Origin of the sequence: Roseateles albus, assembly GCF_028595345.1 — a bacterium.
GTDB lineage: Bacteria > Pseudomonadota > Gammaproteobacteria > Burkholderiales > Burkholderiaceae_C > Paucibacter_A > Paucibacter_A albus.
In genome coordinates, this window is the sequence record NZ_JAQQXT010000002.1 from 509,873 (window position 1) to 527,419 (window position 17,547).

Here is a 17,547-nt window from a genome sequence, read left to right on the forward strand (position 1 = left end):
GGCTTTCAGTCCCGGAAGTTGTCGTAGCTCAGCGGCACGTCCGCGAATTCTTTTTTCAGCAAGGCGATGCCGACTTGCAGGTCATCGCGGTTTTTGCCGGTGATGCGCACGGTGTCGCCCTGGATCGAGGCTTGCACCTTGAGTTTGGCGTCTTTGACGGCCGCGACGATCTTCTTGGCCAGCACCGACTCGATGCCGTTTTTGATCTTGTAGACCCGGCGCACCTTGTCGCCGCCGAGCTTCTCGATCTTTTCCTGCTTGTCCAGAAAGCTGATGACCACGCCTTGCTTGATCAGCTTGGCGTAGAACACGGCCTCGATCTGTTCGAGTTGGAAATCACTGTCGCCGGTGGCGTGGATTTCCTTTTCTTTTTCCTTCAAGACGACTTCGGCGCTGGTGCCCTTGAAGTCGAAGCGAGTGGCGATCTCTTTGGCACTGGTGTCAACGCCATTCTTGATCTTGGCCATATCGGGTTCGAGGGTGGTGTCAAAACTTGGCATGTTTATTTACGCTTGAGTGGTTGATGGGCCAAGGATAGCCCGATTGATCTGGGAAAATTCTGCCATGCAGGATCAAGCTGTAAATCCCCCGAATGAGTCCCAACTCGAAACGGCGCGCCTTGCCTTGCCTATCGAGTTGGCCGTCAATCTGAAGCCCTACAACAGCTTCGGCCTGCCCGCGACCGCGCAGCGCTTGGTGCGCATTCGCTCGGTGGCCGACGTGCGCCGAGTTGTAGATCATCCGCTGCTGGGCCGGGCACCCAAGTTTGTCTTGGGCGGCGGCAGCAATATCGTGTTGACCCAAGACGTCGAAGCGGTGGTGTTGAAGATGGAAATACCTGGCATTCGCCTGCTGGAAGAAAGGCCGGACGCCTGGATTATCGAGGCAGGCGCGGGTGTCTCCTGGCATCAACTGGTTGAGTGGACGATTGAGGAGGGTTATCCGGGCCTGGAGAACCTGGCCCTGATCCCCGGTACGGTGGGTGCAGCGCCGGTGCAAAACATTGGCGCTTATGGCCTTGAGATCAAGGACAGGCTGGATAGCGTGGCCGTGGTCGACTTGGTCACCGGGCGCAGCGCGCTGCTGCCGGCTTCGGTTTGCAAGTTTGGCTACCGGGACAGCGTCTTCAAGCAAAGCGGGTTTGGCGGGCTGGCCGGCAAGAGCGTCATCACCCATGTGAGGCTGCGCTGCCCCAAGCCCTGGCAGCCGGTGCTGGGTTATCTGGAGTTGGAGCGCAAGATGGCCGAAATCGGGACGCCGCAACCGACGGCCCGCCAAATATTTGACTGGATCTGCGAAATCCGTCGCGCCAAGCTGCCCGACCCGGCCGTGATCGGCAATGCCGGCAGCTTTTTCAAGAACCCGCTGGTCAGCGCCGAGCAATGCCGCGACATCATTGGCCGCGACCCGCACATCGTTCATTACCCCATGCCCGACGGCAGCGTCAAACTGGCCGCCGGCTGGATGATCGATGCCTGCGGCTGGAAGGGCAAGGCCGTGGGTGGCGCGGCGGTCTATGAGCGTCAGGCGTTGGTCTTGATCAACCGGGGCGAAGCGCGCGGCGCGGAAGTCGTCACTTTGGCGCGCGCGATTCAAGAGAGCGTCTATGGGCGCTTTGGCATACGCCTGGAAACCGAGCCGCTCTTGCTTTAGGGTCGGGTCAGCAGACCTTGTTCGGCACAAAGCACTTCACTGCGCAGCAGCGCTTGCAATAGCGTTTGCGTGAGGGCCAGCAAGTCGGCCCAAGCTTGCTCGGTACTGAGCCCTTGGTCCTCTGTTTGTTTGGCCCGTATTTCCAAGGCCAAGGCCGGCTCCTGAACCAGGATCAGGCCGAGGTTGGCGGCCGCACCCTTGACGGCGTGAGCGGCCGCCTGCAAGGCGTCGCGGTCGCACTGATCACAGGCTTGCTTGAGCGCTTGGCGGGTCTGGGCCAGACTGGCGATATAGGTCGCGTAGAGTTTGCCAACTACGGTCTCGGGCAGGTTGTCGCGCAAGGCTTGCAAAGCGGCCGGTTCGAACTCAAGGCTTGAGCACAGGGCCGTCGCCGGGGCTGCTGTGGTTGCCGTGCTTGTAGCGGCCAGCCCGATTTGGCCACCCAAAAGGCGGGCCAGCACCTCGAAGCTGACCGGCTTTGCCACAAAGTCGTCCATGCCGCAACTCAGCGCGCGAGCACGCGACTCCTCGAAGGCATCGGCAGACAAGGCAATGATTTTGATGCCCGCTTTGGGGCCGGGCAGCGCGCGTATCGCTTGGCTAGCTTGGTAGCCGTCCATCAGCGGCGTGTGCAAATCCATCAGCACCAGATCGAAGCCTTCTCCTTCTTCTTGCTGCAAGCGCTGCAGGGTTTCCAGCCCGTTATCGCAGAAGACGGCGTGATGCCCGAGGCGCTCCAGCACCGCCTTCAGATAGGCTTGATTGGTTGGGTGGTCTTCCGACACCAGGATGCGCAAGCTCTTGCCGCTCAGCGCTTGGGGCGAGGCGGCGGCGGGCAGGTCAGGTGCCGGGCATTCGTCCAGCGGCAAGGACAAAACAAAGGTCGAACCATGCCCCAGTCGACTCTGCGCAGTGATGTCGCCGCCCATGGCACGCGCCAGATTGCGCGAAATTTCCAAGCCCAGACCGCTGCCGCCATAGCGCCTTGAGCTTGAATCATCGCCCTGGCTGAAACGTTGAAACAGCTTCTTCATCGTGGCCGCATCCATGCCTATGCCGGTGTCGCGGATCTGAAACTGCCACTGCGCCGGGCTGCTTGCCCCGTCCTGGCGCAACAGGTGCAGCACGACCTGACCGCTGGGTGTGAACTTGATCGCGTTGCCGATCAAATTGAGCAAGATCTGGCGCAAGCGCGTGGGGTCGGTGCTGACCCAGTCGGGTAGACCCGGCTCGGCCTTGACGGCCAATGCCAGCCCGCCGGCGCTGGCCTGCGAGCGGCTCAACTGCTCCACTTCGCCCAGCAGGCTGCGCAAATTCACCGCTTGCCGCGTGATGCTGATGCCACCGGCCTCCATCTTGGAGATGTCCAGGATGTCGTTCAGCACCGCCAGCAAATGATGGCTGGAGTCGTCCGCTGCTTTCAGCTGCGCTTGTTGCACGGGATTCAAGGGCGCGGCCTTGAGCAGATCAAGCATGCCCAGCAAACCGTGCATAGGCGTGCGCAACTCATGGCTCATATTGGCGAGGAACAGGCTCTTGGCCCGGCTGCCGGCTTCCGCCGCATGTTGTGCTTGGAGCAGCTTGGCGGCCTGGTCTTTTTGCTCGCGCGCATGGCGTAGCAGGCTTGTGAACTGATGCACGACAAGGGCCACCAAACCCAGCGTCAATGCGCACTGCAGCAGCGTCAGCCACAGGCTAAGCCGCGCTTGGTGGCGCACCATATCGCTGCGCTCGGTGGCATCCAGCGAAACCTGATGCGAGGCGGTCAGTGACAGTCCGTGTATGCCTTCGGCCAGACCCTTCATCTGGGCTAAAACAGCCTCGCCAATTTCGGGGTTCTTGAGGAGATGCTCGGCCGACAAGGGCAGCTTGTCCGCCCATTGCACAAAGTTGCGGATATTCGCCAGGGTCAGCGCGTAGTCCGGCTCGCGCTGCAGCAAACGGGTGGTGTGCTCGTCCTCAACCAGCACGAGACGGCTGACGAAAATTTCATAGCGGCGCTCCACCAACTCAGCCGCCGTCGCGATCTCTGCCGATTGCCGCTCAAATTGCGCGCTCCGAGCTTGGTCCAGCGCTTGGTGCAGCTTGAGGTAGTCGACTTCAAACTGGAACAAGCTCCAGACCACATAGTCGTCCTGGTAGCGCTGCGCCGAACTGATCAAGCTGAATTGCCGCGTCTGCAGCCAAGCCACCGCGCCAAAGGTGAGCACCAGCAAGCAGCACATGCCGGCCAGATACATGCGCAAGCGGCGCCTCTGGCTGCTGCTGGCTCCTGTGGATGCGGTGGTGCTGGCTGTGCTCATGCTTTGCTCGGGGCCGGCTTATTTGACCCGCAATGCCTTTAGCTGCCAGGCCGCGCGGCTGTAATACACGCTGTTGCGTAGGCTTTCGTCGCTGTCAAAGGGATAGATGATGAAGAGCGGGCCTTTGTCGCGCAGCGACATTGGCTTGTCGTCCAGCAGGCGCGCCACGATCAAATTGCGCTGCTGCGCGTCCTCGATCGGGATGTTGACCTTGTAGTCATTGATGGCGATCGCCTCTATCTCCTTGCCCTGTGCTGCGGCTGCGCCCAGCACATCCCGAAGCAAAGGCCCGGTGAATTTGCGGGCAGACGGGTACCAGGGCGTGCGGGTCGTGAAGCTGTGCTGGGGCAGGGCGGCCAACATTGCCATGTCAAACTGCGCTTCGCGCGGCACACCCGCGCCGCTGATGGTCAGCACGACGCTGCCGCTGGGTCGCACCTGGGACCAAGCCGACCCCGTTGCGAACAGCGCAAACACGGCAAACACCGCAAGCAAGGCGAACCGGGCCAGCGCCCCGCCAAGCTGACGGGGCAAGCCATGGTGCGCGCGCTGCCGGATCAAGGTTTGCTGGCCGGCTTGTCCTCAGGCTTGCCCTGCAGCTGCGGCAAGCTATTGGCCGTGGCCGGGGAGAGCAGGCCGACCTTGGCATAGGTCATCAGCTTTTCGCGCGTGTCGACGATGTCGAGATTGCGCATGGTCAGCTGACCGATCCGGTCCAGCGGCGAGAAGGGCGCGTCCTCGACCTTTTCCATGCTCAGGCGCTCGGGCTTGTAGGTCAGGTTGGCGCTGCGCGTGTCGAGCAGCGAGTAATCATTGCCCCGGCGCAGCTCGATGCTAACCTCGCCGGTGATGGCGCGCGCCACCCAGCGCTGCGCGCTCTCGCGCAGCATGATGGCCTGCGGGTCGAACCAGCGGCCCTGGTACAGCAAGCGGCCGAGCTTCATGCCGTTCATGCGGTACTGCTCGATCGTGTCCTCGTTGTGGATGCCGGTCAGCAGGCGCTCGTAGGCAATGTGCAGCAGGGCCAAGCCGGGGGCCTCATAGATGCCGCGGCTCTTGGCCTCGATGATGCGGTTTTCGATCTGGTCGCTCATGCCCAGGCCGTGGCGCCCGCCGATGCGATTGGCTTCCAGCAGCAGCTCGACCGGGTCATTGAACTCGACGCCGTTCAGCGCGACCGGCTGGCCTTCTTCAAAGCGCACCGTCACCTGCTCGGCCTTGACGACGACGTCATCGCGCCAGAAGGCAACGCCCATGATGGGGTTGACGATCTTGATGCCGCTGCTCAAGAACTCCAGGTCCTTGGCTTCGTGGGTGGCGCCCAACATATTCGAGTCGGTCGAGTAGGCTTTTTCGGCCGACATCTTGTAGCCGAAGCCGGCTGCGGTCATGAAGGCCGACATCTCGGCGCGGCCGCCCAACTCGTCGATGAACTGCTGATCCAGCCAGGGCTTGTAGATCTTCAGCGCCGGGTTGGTCAGCAAGCCGTAGCGGTAGAAGCGCTCGATGTCATTGCCCTTGAACGTGCTGCCGTCGCCCCAGATATTGACGTCGTCAGCCTGCATCGCGGCCACCAGCATGGTGCCCGTAACGGCGCGCCCCAGCGGGGTGGTGTTGAAGTAGGTGATGCCGGCGGTGCTGATGTGGAAGGCGCCGCTTTGCAGGGCGGCAATGCCTTCGTGGGCGAGTTGCGCGCGGCAGTCCACCAGCACTGCCTTCTCGGCGCCGTACTGCATCGCTTTGCGCGGAATCTCCTCGTAATCGGGCTCGTCCGGCTGGCCCAGATTGGCGGTGTAAGCATAGGGGATCGCGCCCTTGTTGCGCATCCAGTGCAGGGCAGCGCTGGTGTCCAGGCCGCCGGAGAAAGCAATACCGACCTTTTGGCCGACGGGAATGTTCTGAAGAATGGTGGAGGACATGGGCTGAAGTTTGGAGCTAGCGAAGGGGAAGGTGCCTGGTGATTTGGCGCAACGCGCCTATTTTCTGTCAATTTTCAAATGCATCTAGAAGCCCGCGCCGGGCTGAGCAAGATAGCTGAGCTCGGCCGCGCTGGAGGCGCGTCCTAACAATGCATTTCGGTGGGGGTAGCGGCCAAAGAGGGCGATCACTTCGCGGTGTTTGTGCGCGTAGTCCAGCGCGCCGCTCAAGCGTGCGTCTTGCTGCGCCAAGGCGCTGAACTCGGCCACCGAGCGGTCTTGCATGGGCATGCTCTCGGCATGTTCCAGCGGCATCAGGGCGAACCAGCGCTGCAAGGGTTCCATGTCCCGCAATAAGTCGCCGTCCAGTAAAGCCAGCGTGTCTTGCAAGGCCAAGTCGTCGCCGGCAAAGGATTGGGCCGTGCCCCGGAAGACATTGCGGGTGAACTGATCCAGCAGCAGGATGCGAGCGAGGCGACTCAAAGGCGTTTCGCTCCAGGCAGGCAGTCGTCCGGCCAAGGCGTCATCGATCAAGCCGCCAAAGCGCTGTTTGATGTCGGCGTCGGTGGTCTCGCTTTTTTGAAACCAGAGCGGCCGGACCTGCCCGTCATCGGCGCTGCCCAGGGGACCGAACCAATAGTTCAGGACCTGCTGCGCTTGCGCTGCCAGCGTCAGTCGCTGCCAGCGCGGATACCGCTTCATATGCGTAGCCACATAGCTGCAGGCCGGCACCAGTTGCAGACCCAAAGGCGCCGCCCATCCCAGCGCATGCTCGACCAAAATCCCCGCCAGCCCGCGCCCGCGCAGCGCTGGCGCGCATCCGGTGTGGGTGATGATCAGTTGTTGACCTCGCTGTTCGTAGTCCAGCTCCAAGCCATGGCCGTCGACCAGGGCGCTGAAACGTTGTTGGACCGGGTCATGCTGAATATCAAGTGAGCTTGTGTTCATGGTGGCTGCCCTGAGGTCGTGTGGCCGGAGCTACTCGCTCGCGAGTTTCAGGGCGATCGGCGTGATTTCCAAGGAATCGGCCGAGCTGGAGACATAGATGCCGCCGTCTTGCACCGTCACCTGCAACTGCATGCTGCGCTGTGCGAACTTGGCCAATGCCAAGGACTGCTCGGACGGAATTTGCCAGACCGACAAGCGCGGCGCCCGAGTCAGCTTGGCCTCGATGCCGGCCCACCAGATGGCGGTACTGTAAGAGTAGCCGTAGACGCTGACGTGTTCGGCGCGGCCATGGGCCTTGAGCAAGCGGCGGTCATCGGGCTGACCCAGTTCGATCCAGTGCAAGATATGGCCGGTCAAGTCGCGCTGCCACAGCTCGGGCTCGTCGACATCGGTCAGCCCCTTGCTGAGCTCAAGCTTGCCGCCCATTTCATCCGCCGGCACATTGAGCGCAAAGGCCAGGATGCGAATCATCATGCGCTCGTCGGTTTCCGACGGTTGGCGGGCGATGGTCAGGTTGTGTTCCCCGTAGACATGGCGGTCCATGTCGGCAATTTGCAATTGGGCTTTGTGGATGGTGGCTTTGAGTGCCATATTGGACGGTGCTCGGATACGGTGCGGTCTGCACAAGCTGGCAATTATCGGCCAGCCAAGGCGCTGGGCCCGGCCGAGCCGGTGCATGGGAGACAATCGAGCCCTTCCACAAACAGCGGCTGACCAAAAAATGAATATGAAAAAGACCGATCTCGACCGCCTCGCCGGAATCAAGCTGGATTCTCAAATGCGGGGTGCGCCGGTGTTGGGGCGTTTCGGTCAAGGCGCGGCGCAGCTGCCCGACCGCAAAGAACAGCGTCGCCTGGACAGCGCTGCCGGCTTGGTGCCTTTCGCTTGCAAGCTGCCGTCCGAGCTGACGCAAACCCTGCGCGAGCGCGCGGCAAGCCATGCCGGCGGCATCAACGGCTTGGTGGCCGAGCTGCTGCTCAAGGGCTTGGCCTGATTTTTTACAAGCCGATGCCATGTGGTGAATTGGCTCATGGCATGATGCGAACGCGGCGCCCGGCATGGGCGCTTTTCCTCATGTGCGTGCCGGTCTGCTGAGCGGCGCCATGGTTTTTTTGTCAGCGCCATCTTCGGTGGCGCATTCGAAAGAAAAAGTTTTTGCCATGAAACGACTCCTTGTCTCCTTGCTCGCGGCAGCGCTGTTGCCCGCCTTCGCTCAGACCACCGGTACCGCGAAAGTTGACCCGAAGAACAACAAGGTCAGCAATCCCGTGGTTGAAAAGCCCAAGGCCAAGCTGATGACGCGCGACGAGTTGCGCGCCTGCATGGACCAGGCCGACTTCAACAACAACGAAGCCATTGCGATCAAGGCCGATCAAACGACCTATAACGACACTGCAGCCGCCTTGAAAGCCGAAAAGGCCGAGTTGCAAAAGGGCGAAGAAGCCGGTGCCGCCGGCACGGCTGCTTTGAAGAAAGAGCGCGACGGCATTCTGCAGATGTTCGAGGAAATCAAGGCCGCAGCTCCCAAGCTTGAGAAGGCCGAACTCGAAGCGCGCAACAAGGACTATCAAGCCCGCGCGGCAGCGTTCGACGCCAGCGTTACAACGCTGAATGAAGGCATCAAGGCCAATTTGGAAAAGCGCAAGGCCTTCGCCGACAAGGTTGACGCCTTCAACGCCAGCTTCAAAGCACTTGAGGCTCGCCAAGAAGCGCACTTCGACAAGAGCGATGCTTGGAAGACCGATTGCAGCAAGAAGGCTTATGACGAAGCCGACGAGAAAGCGATCAAGAAAGAGCGCGCTGCCGCTGCCCCCAAGTAAACCGAGTAGAGCAGGGAGACCCTCTGCTTGATCTGGATTGCCCCCATGCGGCGCCAGGCCTTGACCAGGCCGGCGCCGTTTTTGTTTGTGCCGGGCTACACCCTCGGCTCGGAGATCAATGATGACGTCGCCAAATTCCAACCCGCTTTTGCAAGACTGGCACACGCCTTACGGCCTGCCCCCGTTTGGCGCCATCGAGGCCGCGCAGTTCGCGCCGGCTTTCGAGGCCGCTTTGCTGCAACATCGCGCCGAGTTGGAGGCGATTGCCATGCAGGCCGAGCCTCCCACCTTCGCCAATACCCTGGCGCGCTTTGACGCCAGCGGCCGCTTGCTGGGCCGGCTTGAGACGGTTTTCTATGCCTTGGCCGCTTCGGCTACTTCGCCTGAGCTACAGGCGGTGCAGCGCTCGCTGGCCGCGCCGCTGGCAGCGCATAACAACGCCGTCTATATGCATCAGGCCTTGTTCAAACGCCTTGATGCGCTGTATCAGGAGCGCCAAGCGCTGGGTCTGACAGCGCAAGAACTGCGGTTGATGGAGCGCGTACATCTGGACTTTGTGCGTGCGGGCGCCAAGCTGATCGGAGCGGCGCAGGCGCGCTACGCCCAAGTGATGGAGCGGCTGGCCGAGCTCAACACCCAGTTCGGGCAAAACGTGTTGGCCGACGAGAGCAATTACCGCCTGGTCTTGAGCGGCGAGGCCGACTTGGCCGGCCTGCCTGACTTTGTGCGTGCCAGTGCGGCGCAAGCCGCGACCGAGCGGGGGCTGCCGGGTCAGCATGTGATCACGCTGTCGCGCTCGCACATCGTGCCTTTCCTCACCTTCAGTGAACGCCGTGACCTGCGTGAGCAGGCTTGGCGTGCCTGGACCAGCCGCGGGGAAACAGCTGGGCCAACCGACAACCGAGCCATCGCCCAAGAAATCCTCAGCTTACGTAACGAGCAAGCCCGGCTGCATGGCCATGCTTGCTTTGCCGATTACGCCCTGGCCGACACCATGGCCGGCACGCGCGCGGCCGTCACCGGTCTGCTGTCCAAGGTCTGGGAGCCGGCCTTGGCTGCCGCCGAGGGCGAGCGCCAAGCCTTGCAAGCGATGATGACGAGCTTGGGTCACGATTTTGCTCTTGAGGCTTGGGACTGGCGTTTCTATTCGGAAAAGGTGCGCGTCGCCCGCTACGACCTGCAAGAGTCTGAGGTCAAACCTTACTTTCAACTCGACGCCATGGTCGCCGCCGCTTTCGATTGCGCGCAGCGCCTGTTTGGTCTGAACTTTGTGGCCAAGCCTGAGGTGGCTGGCTATCACCCGGACGTCAAGGTCTACGAGGTGCAGAACAGCGATGGTTCTGTTCGTGGCCTGTTCTTGCAAGACAACTTTGCCCGCACGACCAAACGCAGCGGTGCCTGGATGAACGCGCTGCGCTGGCAGGCCAACAATGGCCGGGTCGGCATTGATCGCCTGCCCATCATCCAAAACAACAACAATTTCGCCAAAGGGGCGCCGGGCGAGCCGACGCTGCTGAGTTTTGACGACGCGCGCACGCTCTTCCATGAATTCGGCCACGGCCTGCACGGCCTGCTGTCCGATGTCGAGTTTGAGCGCCTGTCGGGCACTCAGGTGCTGCGCGATTTTGTAGAGTTGCCCTCGCAGATCTTCGAGCATTGGATGAGCGAGCCCGAGGTGTTGAAGAAGCATGCGCGCCATTACCAGACCGGCGAGTTGATCCCCGATGCGCTGCTGGCCAAGCTCAAAGCAGCCGAGCTGTTCAACCAAGGCTATGAGACGGTGCGCTACACGGCCAGCGCCTTGGTCGATCTGGCGATCCATTCGCTGAGCGACGAGGCCGCACCCGACGTGGTGGAGTTCGAGGCCAAGACCATGGCGGCCTACGGTCTACCGGCTGCCATCGGCATGAACCACCGCTTGACGCATTTCCAGCATTTGTTCTCGGGCTCCAGCTATGCCTCGGGCTACTACGTTTACATGTGGGCCGAGGTGCTGGATTGCGACGCTTTCGATGCCTTTGTCGAAGCCGGCAGCGCCTTCGATGCCCAGGTCGCGGCGCGTCTGCGCGAATGCATTTTGCAGACTGGCAATAGTGTTGAGCCAGCTGCGGCGTTCCGGGCTTTCCGCGGGCGGGATGCAGCAGTGGAGCCTATGTTGAAGAGCCGGGGTTTGCTGCCGGCTTGATGGTCTTTTCGTTCAGGGCTGGGCGGTAAAAAACTCGTCCAAGCCCTGCAAGAAGGCTTTGAAATCTATTGGCTTGGTCCAATAGGCGAGGAAACCAGCCTCCTGGGCGCGGCGGGTGTCCTCAAGCATCGCGTTGGCCGACAAGGCGATGCAAGGGATGGCAGCCGTGACCGGATCGGCGCGCAGCCGCTCAAACACCTGGTAACCATCAAAGTCGGGCAGTTGCATGTCGAGCAAGATCAAGTCCGGCAGCATGCTGCGGGCGCGGGCGAGTCCGCGCGCGCCGTCCACTTCGCAGATGAGGCTGAGCTGTGGTCGGGTCGCCAACAGCTCCTCCACCACCAAGACATTGACCGGGTTGTCCTCGATATAGAGCAGGCGCCCGCTACCAGGAGCAAGGGACTTGGGCGCGTTCTCTGGGACGTTGGCGGAACTCTCTGCACGAGCGAACGTTGCGTTAGGTGTTGGGCTGGGCATGCCCCGAGTCTAGTGGGACTTGCGCAGGAGGTCCTTGATTTTTTAGCCAGGAGCCCCAAATAGCTGGTCACAAACAATATGGATGCCGAAGCGATGTTGCAGACCCCCAAATTTGCCCTGGTGACCGGCGCCGGCTCCGGTATTGGCCGCGCTTGCGCGCTGGCCTTGATCGAGGCCGGCTATTGCGTGGCGCTGGTTGGCCGGCGCCTGTCGTCCTTGCAGCAAACGGCGGCCGCTGCCAGCGCGCCCGAGCGGGCTTTTGCCTGGGCAGCCGATGTGACGCAGCCCGAGGCCGTGGCGGCGCTGTTCGAGCGCGTGCGAGCCGAGTTCGGGCGGCTCGACCTTTTGTTCAATAACGCCGGCATCGGCGCGCCGGCTGTGGCCATCGACGAGCTGACATTCGCGCAATGGCAGGCGGTGATTGACACCAATCTGAGCGCTAGCTTCTTGTGCGCCCAGGCTGCGTTCAAGCTGATGAAGAGCCAGACGCCTCGCGGCGGGCGCATCATCAATAACGGCTCGGTGTCCTCTCATGCGCCGCGCCCCAACTCTGCCCCTTACACGGCCAGCAAACATGCGATCACCGGACTGACCAAGGCGCTGTCCCTGGACGGCCGTGCCTTTGATATTGCTTGCGGGCAGTTAGACATCGGTAATGCCTTGACCGAGATGGCCATGCCGATGACGGTGGGTGTTCCTCAGGCCAATGGCACGGTGGCGGCGGAGGCGACAATGGACGTCGATCACGCGGCGAGCGCTTTGCTTTATATGGCCGGCTTGCCGCTGTCGGCCAATGTGCAGTTCATGACGGTGATGGCGACGAAAATGCCGTTTATCGGTCGCGGCTGAAAGCTGTTTTAGCTAGACCAGAAAGAAAGAGTCGTATTTTGTTGTCTGCCTTGTTTACCTTTATCACCCGCGTGATCTTTGCGCTGGTGACCGTCGTGCTGGTGCTGTGCCTGATGGGCGTGGCCATCGTCACGATGATTGGCTTGGTCATCTGGAGCTTGCTGCGCGGACGCAAGCCGGTTTTGGATACTTCGCGCTTCACGCGCGCGCGCAGCTTTCGTGCCGGGCCGCGAGGTGCTGCGGCCAAGCCAATGGGCGAGGTGATCGATGTCGAGGTGCGCGAGGTGCCTGATAAGCTACCGCCGCAGCCTTGAGCCGGGCTACCAGCGTTTGGTGGTTAACTCGGCCAGAATCTCGCCATAAATCCGGTAACGCGAGGCGCTGATCAGCCCGGCCTCGACCGCGTCGCGCACGCCGCAGCCCGGCTCATGCTGGTGGGTGCAGTTGTAAAAACGGCAGTTGCCGGCATGTTTGCGCAGATCGGGCATCAAGAGGGGCAACTGCATAGGCTCCACCTGCTTGACGCCGAATTCCTGAAAACCCGGTGAGTCAATCAAGGCGGTTTGGCGCTCGGCGTCGACCCAGTACCACTGCGTCGTTGTCGTGGTGTGGCGGCCCGAATTCAAGGCCACCGAGATTTCGCCGACCTGCGCCTTGGCGTCCGGGATCAGCAGGTTGATCAGCGTGCTTTTGCCGGTGCCGCTGGGGCCCATCACAAAAGTTTTCTTGCCGGCCAGCCAGGGCGTTAGCAGGGCGACGGAGCCTTCGCGGTCGGCCGTCAGCGCCAACTCCATCATCGGCAGCTCCATCGCCCGGTAAGGGGCAAGCCGTTCACGTGCTGCAGCGGTGCCCGGTAAATCGATCTTGTTGAGCGCGATGGTGGTCGAGATACCGGCGGCCTCGGCCGCGATCAGCGCACGGCAGAGCTGCGTCTCGCTGAACACCGGCTCCACGCCGACCAGAATCAAGAGCTGATCGACATTGGCGGCAAAACTCTTGGTCTTCCATTCGTCTTGGCGAAAAAGCAGATTGCGGCGCGGCTCGACCGCCTCGACCACGCCTTCGTCGCTGCCGGAAGGAGCCCAGCGCACCAGATCGCCGACCACGCAGTCGCTCTTCTTGCCGCGCGGGTGGCAGACCCGGCGCAGGCCGTCCTGGCTTTCGACAATGTAGTGGCGGCCGTGGCCGCGCACCACCAGGCCGATGTCAAGGTGGTCGAAGCGGCTCACGCCGTGCCTTCCGGCAGGGCCGAAATCTGCGCGGCGCAGATGAAGTCGTTGCTGGTCAAGCCCTTGGCCGAATGGGTGCTGAGGCTCAAGACGCAGGCGTCGAATGAGACCTGCATCTCGGGGTGATGGTCCTGGCCATGAGCGATCTCGGCCACCGCGTTGACGAAGGCCATGGTTTGATAGAAGTTGTGGAACTCGAAGCGGCACTCGATCGCCGTGCCGTCCGCTGCCAACTTCCAGCCCGGCACTTGCTGCAGCCAGCCTGGCAGTTCAGTGGCGGCAAGCGCTTCGCGCTGCGGGGAACATTCGGCGATCAGTAGATTCATGTTTGAAGACATATCAAGTTGTGGCTTGAGCTTGCGGGCCGGCCAGGATGGCGCCCAAACGTTCGGTGGCTGGGGGATGTGAGTAGTAGAAGCGAGCGAAAACCGGGTCCGGCGTCAATGTGCCGGCATTGTCCTCGTGCAGCTTGAGCAGGGCCGAGGCTAGATCGGCACCGCGTGCGTGCTTGCAGGCATAGGCGTCGGCCTGGAACTCGTCGCGCCTCGACATCAGGCTGCTCAAGGGCGTGAAGAAAAAGGCGAACACCGGCAGCACCATCATGAAGAGCAGCAGAGCCAAGGCATCATTGGGCGCGGCCAGATTCGGCTGCACGGCAAAGGCCAGATAGAAGCCGCTCTGGCTGGCCAACCAGCCCAGCAAGGCAAAACCGGCCAGACTGAGGGCGAACATGGTCAGCATGCGCTTGAGCACATGCTTGTGCTTGAAGTGGCCCAGTTCATGCGCCAGCACCGCTTCGACCTCGGGGCCGTTCAGGCGCGACAGCAAGGTGTCAAAAAACACCACGCGCTTGGCCGGGCCGAAGCCTGTGAAATAGGCATTGCCATGCGAAGAGCGGCGGCTGCCGTCCATCACGTACAAGCCCTTGGCGGCGAAGCCACAGCGTGCCATCAGGTCTTCAACGCGATTCTTGAGCGCCTCGTCCGGCAGCGGCTCGAACTTGTTGAACAGCGGCGCGATCACGGTCGGGTAGAGCACCAGAATCAACAGGTTGAAGCCCATCCAGCTGGCCCAGGCCCACAGCCACCAATTGGCACCGGCCGTGCCCATCAGCCACAGAATCAGCGCGGCGATCGGCAGGCCGATCACGGCGCCGACCACCGCGCCCTTGAGCGCGTCATTGACGTACATCTTCCAGGTCATGCGGTTGAAGCCAAAGCTCTGCTCGATGCGGAAGGTGTCATACAGCTCCCAAGGCAGGTCGAGCAGCGCGCCGATCACGACAAAGGCCAGCAAGAGGCTGAGTTGATAGGTCATCGCCCCGAAGCGGTAGTAGGTCGCGTCATAAACCCAGGTGTTGAGCGCGTCCAAGCCGCCCAGCAGCGTCCAGGCCAGCAGCAAGGCGCTGCTGAAGGCCAGATTCAAGAGCCCGAAGCGGCTGCGGGCGACCGTGTAGTCGGCCGCCTTTTGATGCGCATCCAAGGGCACGGTGGCGGCAAAACTGGCCGGCACTTGGCCGCGATGTTGCACCACGTGGCGGACTTGCCGGCTGCTGAGCCAGAACTTGACGGCCAGGCTCAAAAGCAGCGCAGTAGCAAAGGCCAGGCTCAAGGCGCCGGGCTGAACAGGGGGTAAATAGCTTGCAAACATGGGCGAAGTGTAGGGCTGCGACAATGCCGCCGATTCAAGAACGCTAGAAAGCACGACGCCATGACTACAGAAACCGCCCTCAGCCCTGTGCTGAGCAGCAACGAGCAGAACCTGATCTGGATCGATCTGGAAATGACCGGCCTCTACCCTGACACCGACCGCATCATCGAGATAGCCGTGGTCGTAACCGACGCCAACTTGAACATCAAGGTCGAAGGCCCGGTGTTCGCCATCCATCAGAGCGATGAGACGCTGGACAAGATGGACAACTGGAACAAGGGCACGCATGGCAAGAGCGGGCTGATCGACCGGGTCAAGGCCTCGACCATCACCGAGGATGAGGCGGTGGCGCAGACCATCGCTTTCTTGAAGCAATATGTGCCTGCGGCCAAGTCGCCGATGTGCGGCAACAGCATTTGCCAGGACCGTCGTTTCCTGGCCAATTACATGCCCAAGCTGGAGGCTTTCTTTCACTACCGCAACCTGGATGTGTCGACGCTGAAGGAGTTGGCCAAGCGCTGGAAGCCCGGCATCGCGGCCGGCTTCAAGAAGGCGCAGGCGCACACGGCGCTGGCTGATATTCACGAGTCCATCGATGAATTGGCCTATTACCGCGAGCATTTCCTGAGCCTTTGATGGCGAGAAGGCTCTGAGTCGGTCTGATATGCCTGCCAAGCCTATGGATCAACTCTGGGCTGCTTTTGACTTCCCCCGCCACCCGCTGGCGCGTGAAGATGGCGAGCGCGTGCGCGGCGCTTTCTATGCGCCGCCCGCGCGCTGGTTGCGTGCGCAGACGGCCGCCGATCTGGCGGATGTGATCGATGCCGCCCATCAGGCCAGCCGCGACGGCGCCTGGGTCTTGGGCGGCTTGCGTTACGAGGCGGCGGGCGCCCTGGACGCGGCGCTGGTCGGGCAGGCGAGCGACTTGGCCCTGGCCGAGTTTGCGGTGTTTGAGCAGGCACCCGAGGCCTGGCCCGAAGTGGCGCCCGCTGGACCTTTGAGTACGGCTTGGGCGGACGTGCAATCGGACGCCGCCGAATGCGATCAGATCGAGCGCATCCGCGAATGGATACGTTGCGGCGATTGCTATCAGGTCAACCTGACGACGCGGCTACAAGCCCAATTGCCGCAGGGTGTCAGTTTGGCCGAGCTGTTTCTGGCTTTGCACCGTACTCAGCCGGGTGGTTTTTCGCTCTTTTTGCGCGGGCTTGCAGGTGGCGAAGGCGTCGCCAGTGTGTCGCCCGAATTGTTCTTTGACTGGCGGCCGGTGCCCAGCGCCGAGCGCAGCTGGCTGCTGGCAGCGCAGCCGATGAAGGGCACCACGCCGCGCGGCCATGACAAGGCCTCGGACGAGGCGGCGCAAGCGCATTTGCGCACCAGCGAGAAGGAGCGCGCCGAGAACCTGATGATTGTTGACCTCTTGCGCAATGACATCAGCCGCGTCGCCACGCTGGGCTCGGTGCGGGTGCCGCGCTTGTTTGAGTTGTTGGCCTTGCCAACGGTCTGGCAGATGACGTCCACCATCACCGCAGTCAGTCGGCCCAAGCTGCGCCTGTCCGAGCTGTTCGCCGCGCTCTTCCCCTGCGGCTCGGTGACCGGTGCGCCCAAGGTGCGGGCTATGCAGATCATCAAGACGCTGGAGCCGGCCGCGCGCGGCTGGTATTGCGGCGCGCTTGGCGTGATGCAGCCGGGCGGGGTGGTCAGCTTCAATGTGCCGATCCGTACGGTCGAGTCCGCGCCCACCGGTTTAAGCGCCGGTTTGAGCGCCGGTGTCGGCAGCGCCATCACGCTGGACTCAGATGCTGCGGCCGAAGTGGCCGAGTGGCGCGCCAAGAGCCGCTTTTTGCTGCGCGCGCAGGCGCCGATCGCGGCGCTGGAAACGCTGCGTTTGCAGGACGGTGTGTGCGTGCGGCAGGCCGGCCATATGGCGCGTATGCAAGGCACGGCAAAATATTTCGGGCTGAAATTGAACCTGCCCGAGCTGCGCGAACTGCTCGCGCAAGCCGGCCGTAAGCATGCGCAAGGCGCTTGGCGCCTGCGTCTGACGCTTGAAGCCAGCGGTGTGCTGCGCAGCGAATGCACGGCTTTGGTGGACACGCCGCAGCCCGTCATGCTCGCCTTAGCCGATACTGCGATCCAAACCGATGGCGCCGGGGCCGAATTCATTCGGCACAAAACCACCCGGCGCGAAGTGTATGCAGCGTTCTCCGAGGCCAAGCCGCCGCAGGCTTTTGACGCGCTGCTCTGGAATCAGGCGCAGGAGCTGACCGAATGCACGTTTGGCAATATCGCCTTGCGGATTGACGGTCAGTGGCTGACGCCGCGCCTGGAGGCTGGGCTTTTGCCCGGCGTCTACCGTGAAGAATTATTGAATCTTGGGCGCTTGCGCGAGGCCAGGCTGATGAAAGCCGATCTCGCGCGCGCTGAAGAAATTGCCTTTTTCAATAGCCTGCGCGGCTGGTGTCAAGCCAGCTTGTTGCCAGGCTCCGGTGGGGCTTTGAGCCACACCTAACTCAT

18 protein-coding genes are annotated in these 17,547 nt (G+C 62.1%); 8 read left to right on the plus strand and 10 right to left on the minus strand.

The window, feature by feature from the left end; genetic code table 11:
• Positions 1-5: 5 nt before the first annotated feature.
• Positions 6-500 (minus strand): YajQ family cyclic di-GMP-binding protein, encoded by a 495-nt coding sequence (locus tag PRZ03_RS05185; RefSeq protein ID WP_263556562.1) that lies wholly within the window; start codon positions 498-500, stop codon positions 6-8.
• Positions 501-624: 124 nt separating this feature from the next.
• On the opposite strand from PRZ03_RS05185, the gene murB reads away from it, so the two are divergent.
• Positions 625-1,653 (plus strand): UDP-N-acetylmuramate dehydrogenase, encoded by a 1,029-nt coding sequence (murB, locus tag PRZ03_RS05190; RefSeq protein WP_273599352.1) that lies wholly within the window; start codon positions 625-627, stop codon positions 1,651-1,653.
• Here murB and PRZ03_RS05195 read toward each other — a convergent pair.
• From PRZ03_RS05195 to PRZ03_RS05215, 5 genes are all read right to left on the minus strand, one after another.
• A complete protein-coding gene (locus PRZ03_RS05195; RefSeq protein WP_273599311.1) occupies positions 1,650-3,956 on the minus strand; it encodes an ATP-binding protein in 2,307 nt (768 codons plus the stop codon). The two genes, murB and PRZ03_RS05195, sit on opposite strands and share 4 nt — an antisense overlap.
• Before the next feature lie 18 nt (positions 3,957-3,974).
• Positions 3,975-4,490 (minus strand): putative pterin-binding protein, encoded by a 516-nt coding sequence (locus PRZ03_RS05200; protein WP_276595171.1) that lies wholly within the window; start codon positions 4,488-4,490, stop codon positions 3,975-3,977.
• Between the two features lie 23 nt (positions 4,491-4,513).
• Entirely contained in the window at positions 4,514-5,875 is a 1,362-nt protein-coding gene (gene argG, locus PRZ03_RS05205) for an argininosuccinate synthase (RefSeq protein WP_263532117.1), read from the minus strand.
• A gap of 84 nt (positions 5,876-5,959) precedes the next feature.
• Complete coding sequence (locus PRZ03_RS05210) at positions 5,960-6,820, minus strand: DUF924 family protein (protein WP_273599312.1); 861 nt, start codon at positions 6,818-6,820, stop codon at positions 5,960-5,962.
• 30 nt (positions 6,821-6,850) lie between these two features.
• Entirely contained in the window at positions 6,851-7,411 is a 561-nt protein-coding gene (locus PRZ03_RS05215) for a YaeQ family protein (protein WP_263532119.1), read from the minus strand.
• Between the two features lie 130 nt (positions 7,412-7,541).
• On the opposite strand from PRZ03_RS05215, the gene PRZ03_RS05220 reads away from it, so the two are divergent.
• The 3 genes from PRZ03_RS05220 to PRZ03_RS05230 all read left to right on the plus strand — a co-directional run bounded on the left by PRZ03_RS05220 (position 7,542) and on the right by PRZ03_RS05230 (position 10,825).
• The gene (locus PRZ03_RS05220) at positions 7,542-7,814 is read left to right on the plus strand and encodes a hypothetical protein (protein ID WP_273599313.1); all 273 of its coding nucleotides are present in this window, start codon (positions 7,542-7,544) and stop codon (positions 7,812-7,814) included.
• A gap of 166 nt (positions 7,815-7,980) precedes the next feature.
• A complete protein-coding gene (locus PRZ03_RS05225; protein WP_263532121.1) occupies positions 7,981-8,640 on the plus strand; it encodes a hypothetical protein in 660 nt (219 codons plus the stop codon).
• A 121-nt stretch (positions 8,641-8,761) separates the two neighbouring features.
• On the plus strand, positions 8,762-10,825 hold the full coding sequence (locus PRZ03_RS05230) for a M3 family metallopeptidase (protein WP_273599314.1): 2,064 nt from the start codon (positions 8,762-8,764) through the stop codon (positions 10,823-10,825).
• Positions 10,826-10,837: 12 nt separating this feature from the next.
• Here PRZ03_RS05230 and PRZ03_RS05235 read toward each other — a convergent pair whose 3' ends face one another.
• A complete protein-coding gene (locus tag PRZ03_RS05235; RefSeq protein ID WP_273599315.1) occupies positions 10,838-11,302 on the minus strand; it encodes a response regulator in 465 nt (154 codons plus the stop codon).
• 93 nt (positions 11,303-11,395) lie between these two features.
• Here PRZ03_RS05235 and PRZ03_RS05240 point away from each other — a divergent pair, with 93 nt between their 5' ends.
• Entirely contained in the window at positions 11,396-12,151 is a 756-nt protein-coding gene (locus PRZ03_RS05240) for an SDR family oxidoreductase (protein ID WP_273599316.1), read from the plus strand.
• A gap of 41 nt (positions 12,152-12,192) precedes the next feature.
• The gene (locus PRZ03_RS05245; RefSeq protein ID WP_263532125.1) at positions 12,193-12,465 is read left to right on the plus strand and encodes a hypothetical protein; all 273 of its coding nucleotides are present in this window, start codon (positions 12,193-12,195) and stop codon (positions 12,463-12,465) included.
• A 6-nt stretch (positions 12,466-12,471) separates the two neighbouring features.
• On the opposite strand, the gene rsgA is transcribed toward PRZ03_RS05245, so the two are convergent.
• Genes rsgA through PRZ03_RS05260 form a run of 3 tightly spaced genes read right to left on the minus strand, consistent with a single transcriptional unit; the run spans position 12,472 to position 15,030 of the window.
• On the minus strand, positions 12,472-13,380 hold the full coding sequence (gene rsgA, locus PRZ03_RS05250) for a ribosome small subunit-dependent GTPase A (protein ID WP_273599317.1): 909 nt from the start codon (positions 13,378-13,380) through the stop codon (positions 12,472-12,474).
• Positions 13,377-13,706, minus strand: a complete 330-nt coding sequence (locus PRZ03_RS05255; protein WP_273599318.1) for a 4a-hydroxytetrahydrobiopterin dehydratase — start codon at positions 13,704-13,706, stop codon at positions 13,377-13,379. The genes rsgA and PRZ03_RS05255 overlap by 4 nt, the downstream gene beginning before the upstream one ends.
• Positions 13,707-13,719: 13 nt before the next feature.
• Positions 13,720-15,030 carry a M48 family metallopeptidase gene (locus PRZ03_RS05260; RefSeq protein WP_273599319.1) on the minus strand — a complete coding sequence of 437 codons (1,311 nt, stop codon included), beginning with the start codon at positions 15,028-15,030 and terminating at the stop codon, positions 13,720-13,722.
• Positions 15,031-15,090: 60 nt separating this feature from the next.
• Here PRZ03_RS05260 and orn point away from each other — a divergent pair, with 60 nt between their 5' ends.
• Together orn and PRZ03_RS05270 are read left to right on the plus strand one after the other, a co-directional pair.
• Positions 15,091-15,666, plus strand: a complete 576-nt coding sequence (gene orn, locus PRZ03_RS05265; RefSeq protein ID WP_273599320.1) for an oligoribonuclease — start codon at positions 15,091-15,093, stop codon at positions 15,664-15,666.
• Between the two features lie 28 nt (positions 15,667-15,694).
• The gene (locus PRZ03_RS05270; RefSeq protein WP_273599321.1) at positions 15,695-17,542 is read left to right on the plus strand and encodes a chorismate-binding protein; all 1,848 of its coding nucleotides are present in this window, start codon (positions 15,695-15,697) and stop codon (positions 17,540-17,542) included.
• The last annotated feature ends 5 nt before the right edge of the window (positions 17,543-17,547 follow it).

What these genes read in the sequence shown, in the direction of transcription:
- PRZ03_RS05185 (WP_263556562.1), bottom strand. Translation starts at nt 500, where the DNA reads ATGCCAAGTTTTGACACCACCCTCGAACCCGATATGGCCAAGATCAAG.
- PRZ03_RS05195 (WP_273599311.1), bottom strand. Translation starts at nt 3,956, where the DNA reads ATGAGCACAGCCAGCACCACCGCATCCACAGGAGCCAGCAGCAGCCAG.
- argG (WP_263532117.1), bottom strand. Translation starts at nt 5,875, where the DNA reads ATGTCCTCCACCATTCTTCAGAACATTCCCGTCGGCCAAAAGGTCGGT.
- PRZ03_RS05210 (WP_273599312.1), bottom strand. Translation starts at nt 6,820, where the DNA reads ATGAACACAAGCTCACTTGATATTCAGCATGACCCGGTCCAACAACGT.
- PRZ03_RS05215 (WP_263532119.1), bottom strand. Translation starts at nt 7,411, where the DNA reads ATGGCACTCAAAGCCACCATCCACAAAGCCCAATTGCAAATTGCCGAC.
- PRZ03_RS05220 (WP_273599313.1), top strand. Translation starts at nt 7,542, where the DNA reads ATGAATATGAAAAAGACCGATCTCGACCGCCTCGCCGGAATCAAGCTG.
- PRZ03_RS05225 (WP_263532121.1), top strand. Translation starts at nt 7,981, where the DNA reads ATGAAACGACTCCTTGTCTCCTTGCTCGCGGCAGCGCTGTTGCCCGCC.
- PRZ03_RS05230 (WP_273599314.1), top strand. Translation starts at nt 8,762, where the DNA reads ATGACGTCGCCAAATTCCAACCCGCTTTTGCAAGACTGGCACACGCCT.
- PRZ03_RS05235 (WP_273599315.1), bottom strand. Translation starts at nt 11,302, where the DNA reads ATGCCCAGCCCAACACCTAACGCAACGTTCGCTCGTGCAGAGAGTTCC.
- PRZ03_RS05240 (WP_273599316.1), top strand. Translation starts at nt 11,396, where the DNA reads ATGTTGCAGACCCCCAAATTTGCCCTGGTGACCGGCGCCGGCTCCGGT.
- PRZ03_RS05255 (WP_273599318.1), bottom strand. Translation starts at nt 13,706, where the DNA reads ATGAATCTACTGATCGCCGAATGTTCCCCGCAGCGCGAAGCGCTTGCC.
- PRZ03_RS05260 (WP_273599319.1), bottom strand. Translation starts at nt 15,030, where the DNA reads ATGTTTGCAAGCTATTTACCCCCTGTTCAGCCCGGCGCCTTGAGCCTG.
- orn (WP_273599320.1), top strand. Translation starts at nt 15,091, where the DNA reads ATGACTACAGAAACCGCCCTCAGCCCTGTGCTGAGCAGCAACGAGCAG.
- PRZ03_RS05270 (WP_273599321.1), top strand. Translation starts at nt 15,695, where the DNA reads ATGCCTGCCAAGCCTATGGATCAACTCTGGGCTGCTTTTGACTTCCCC.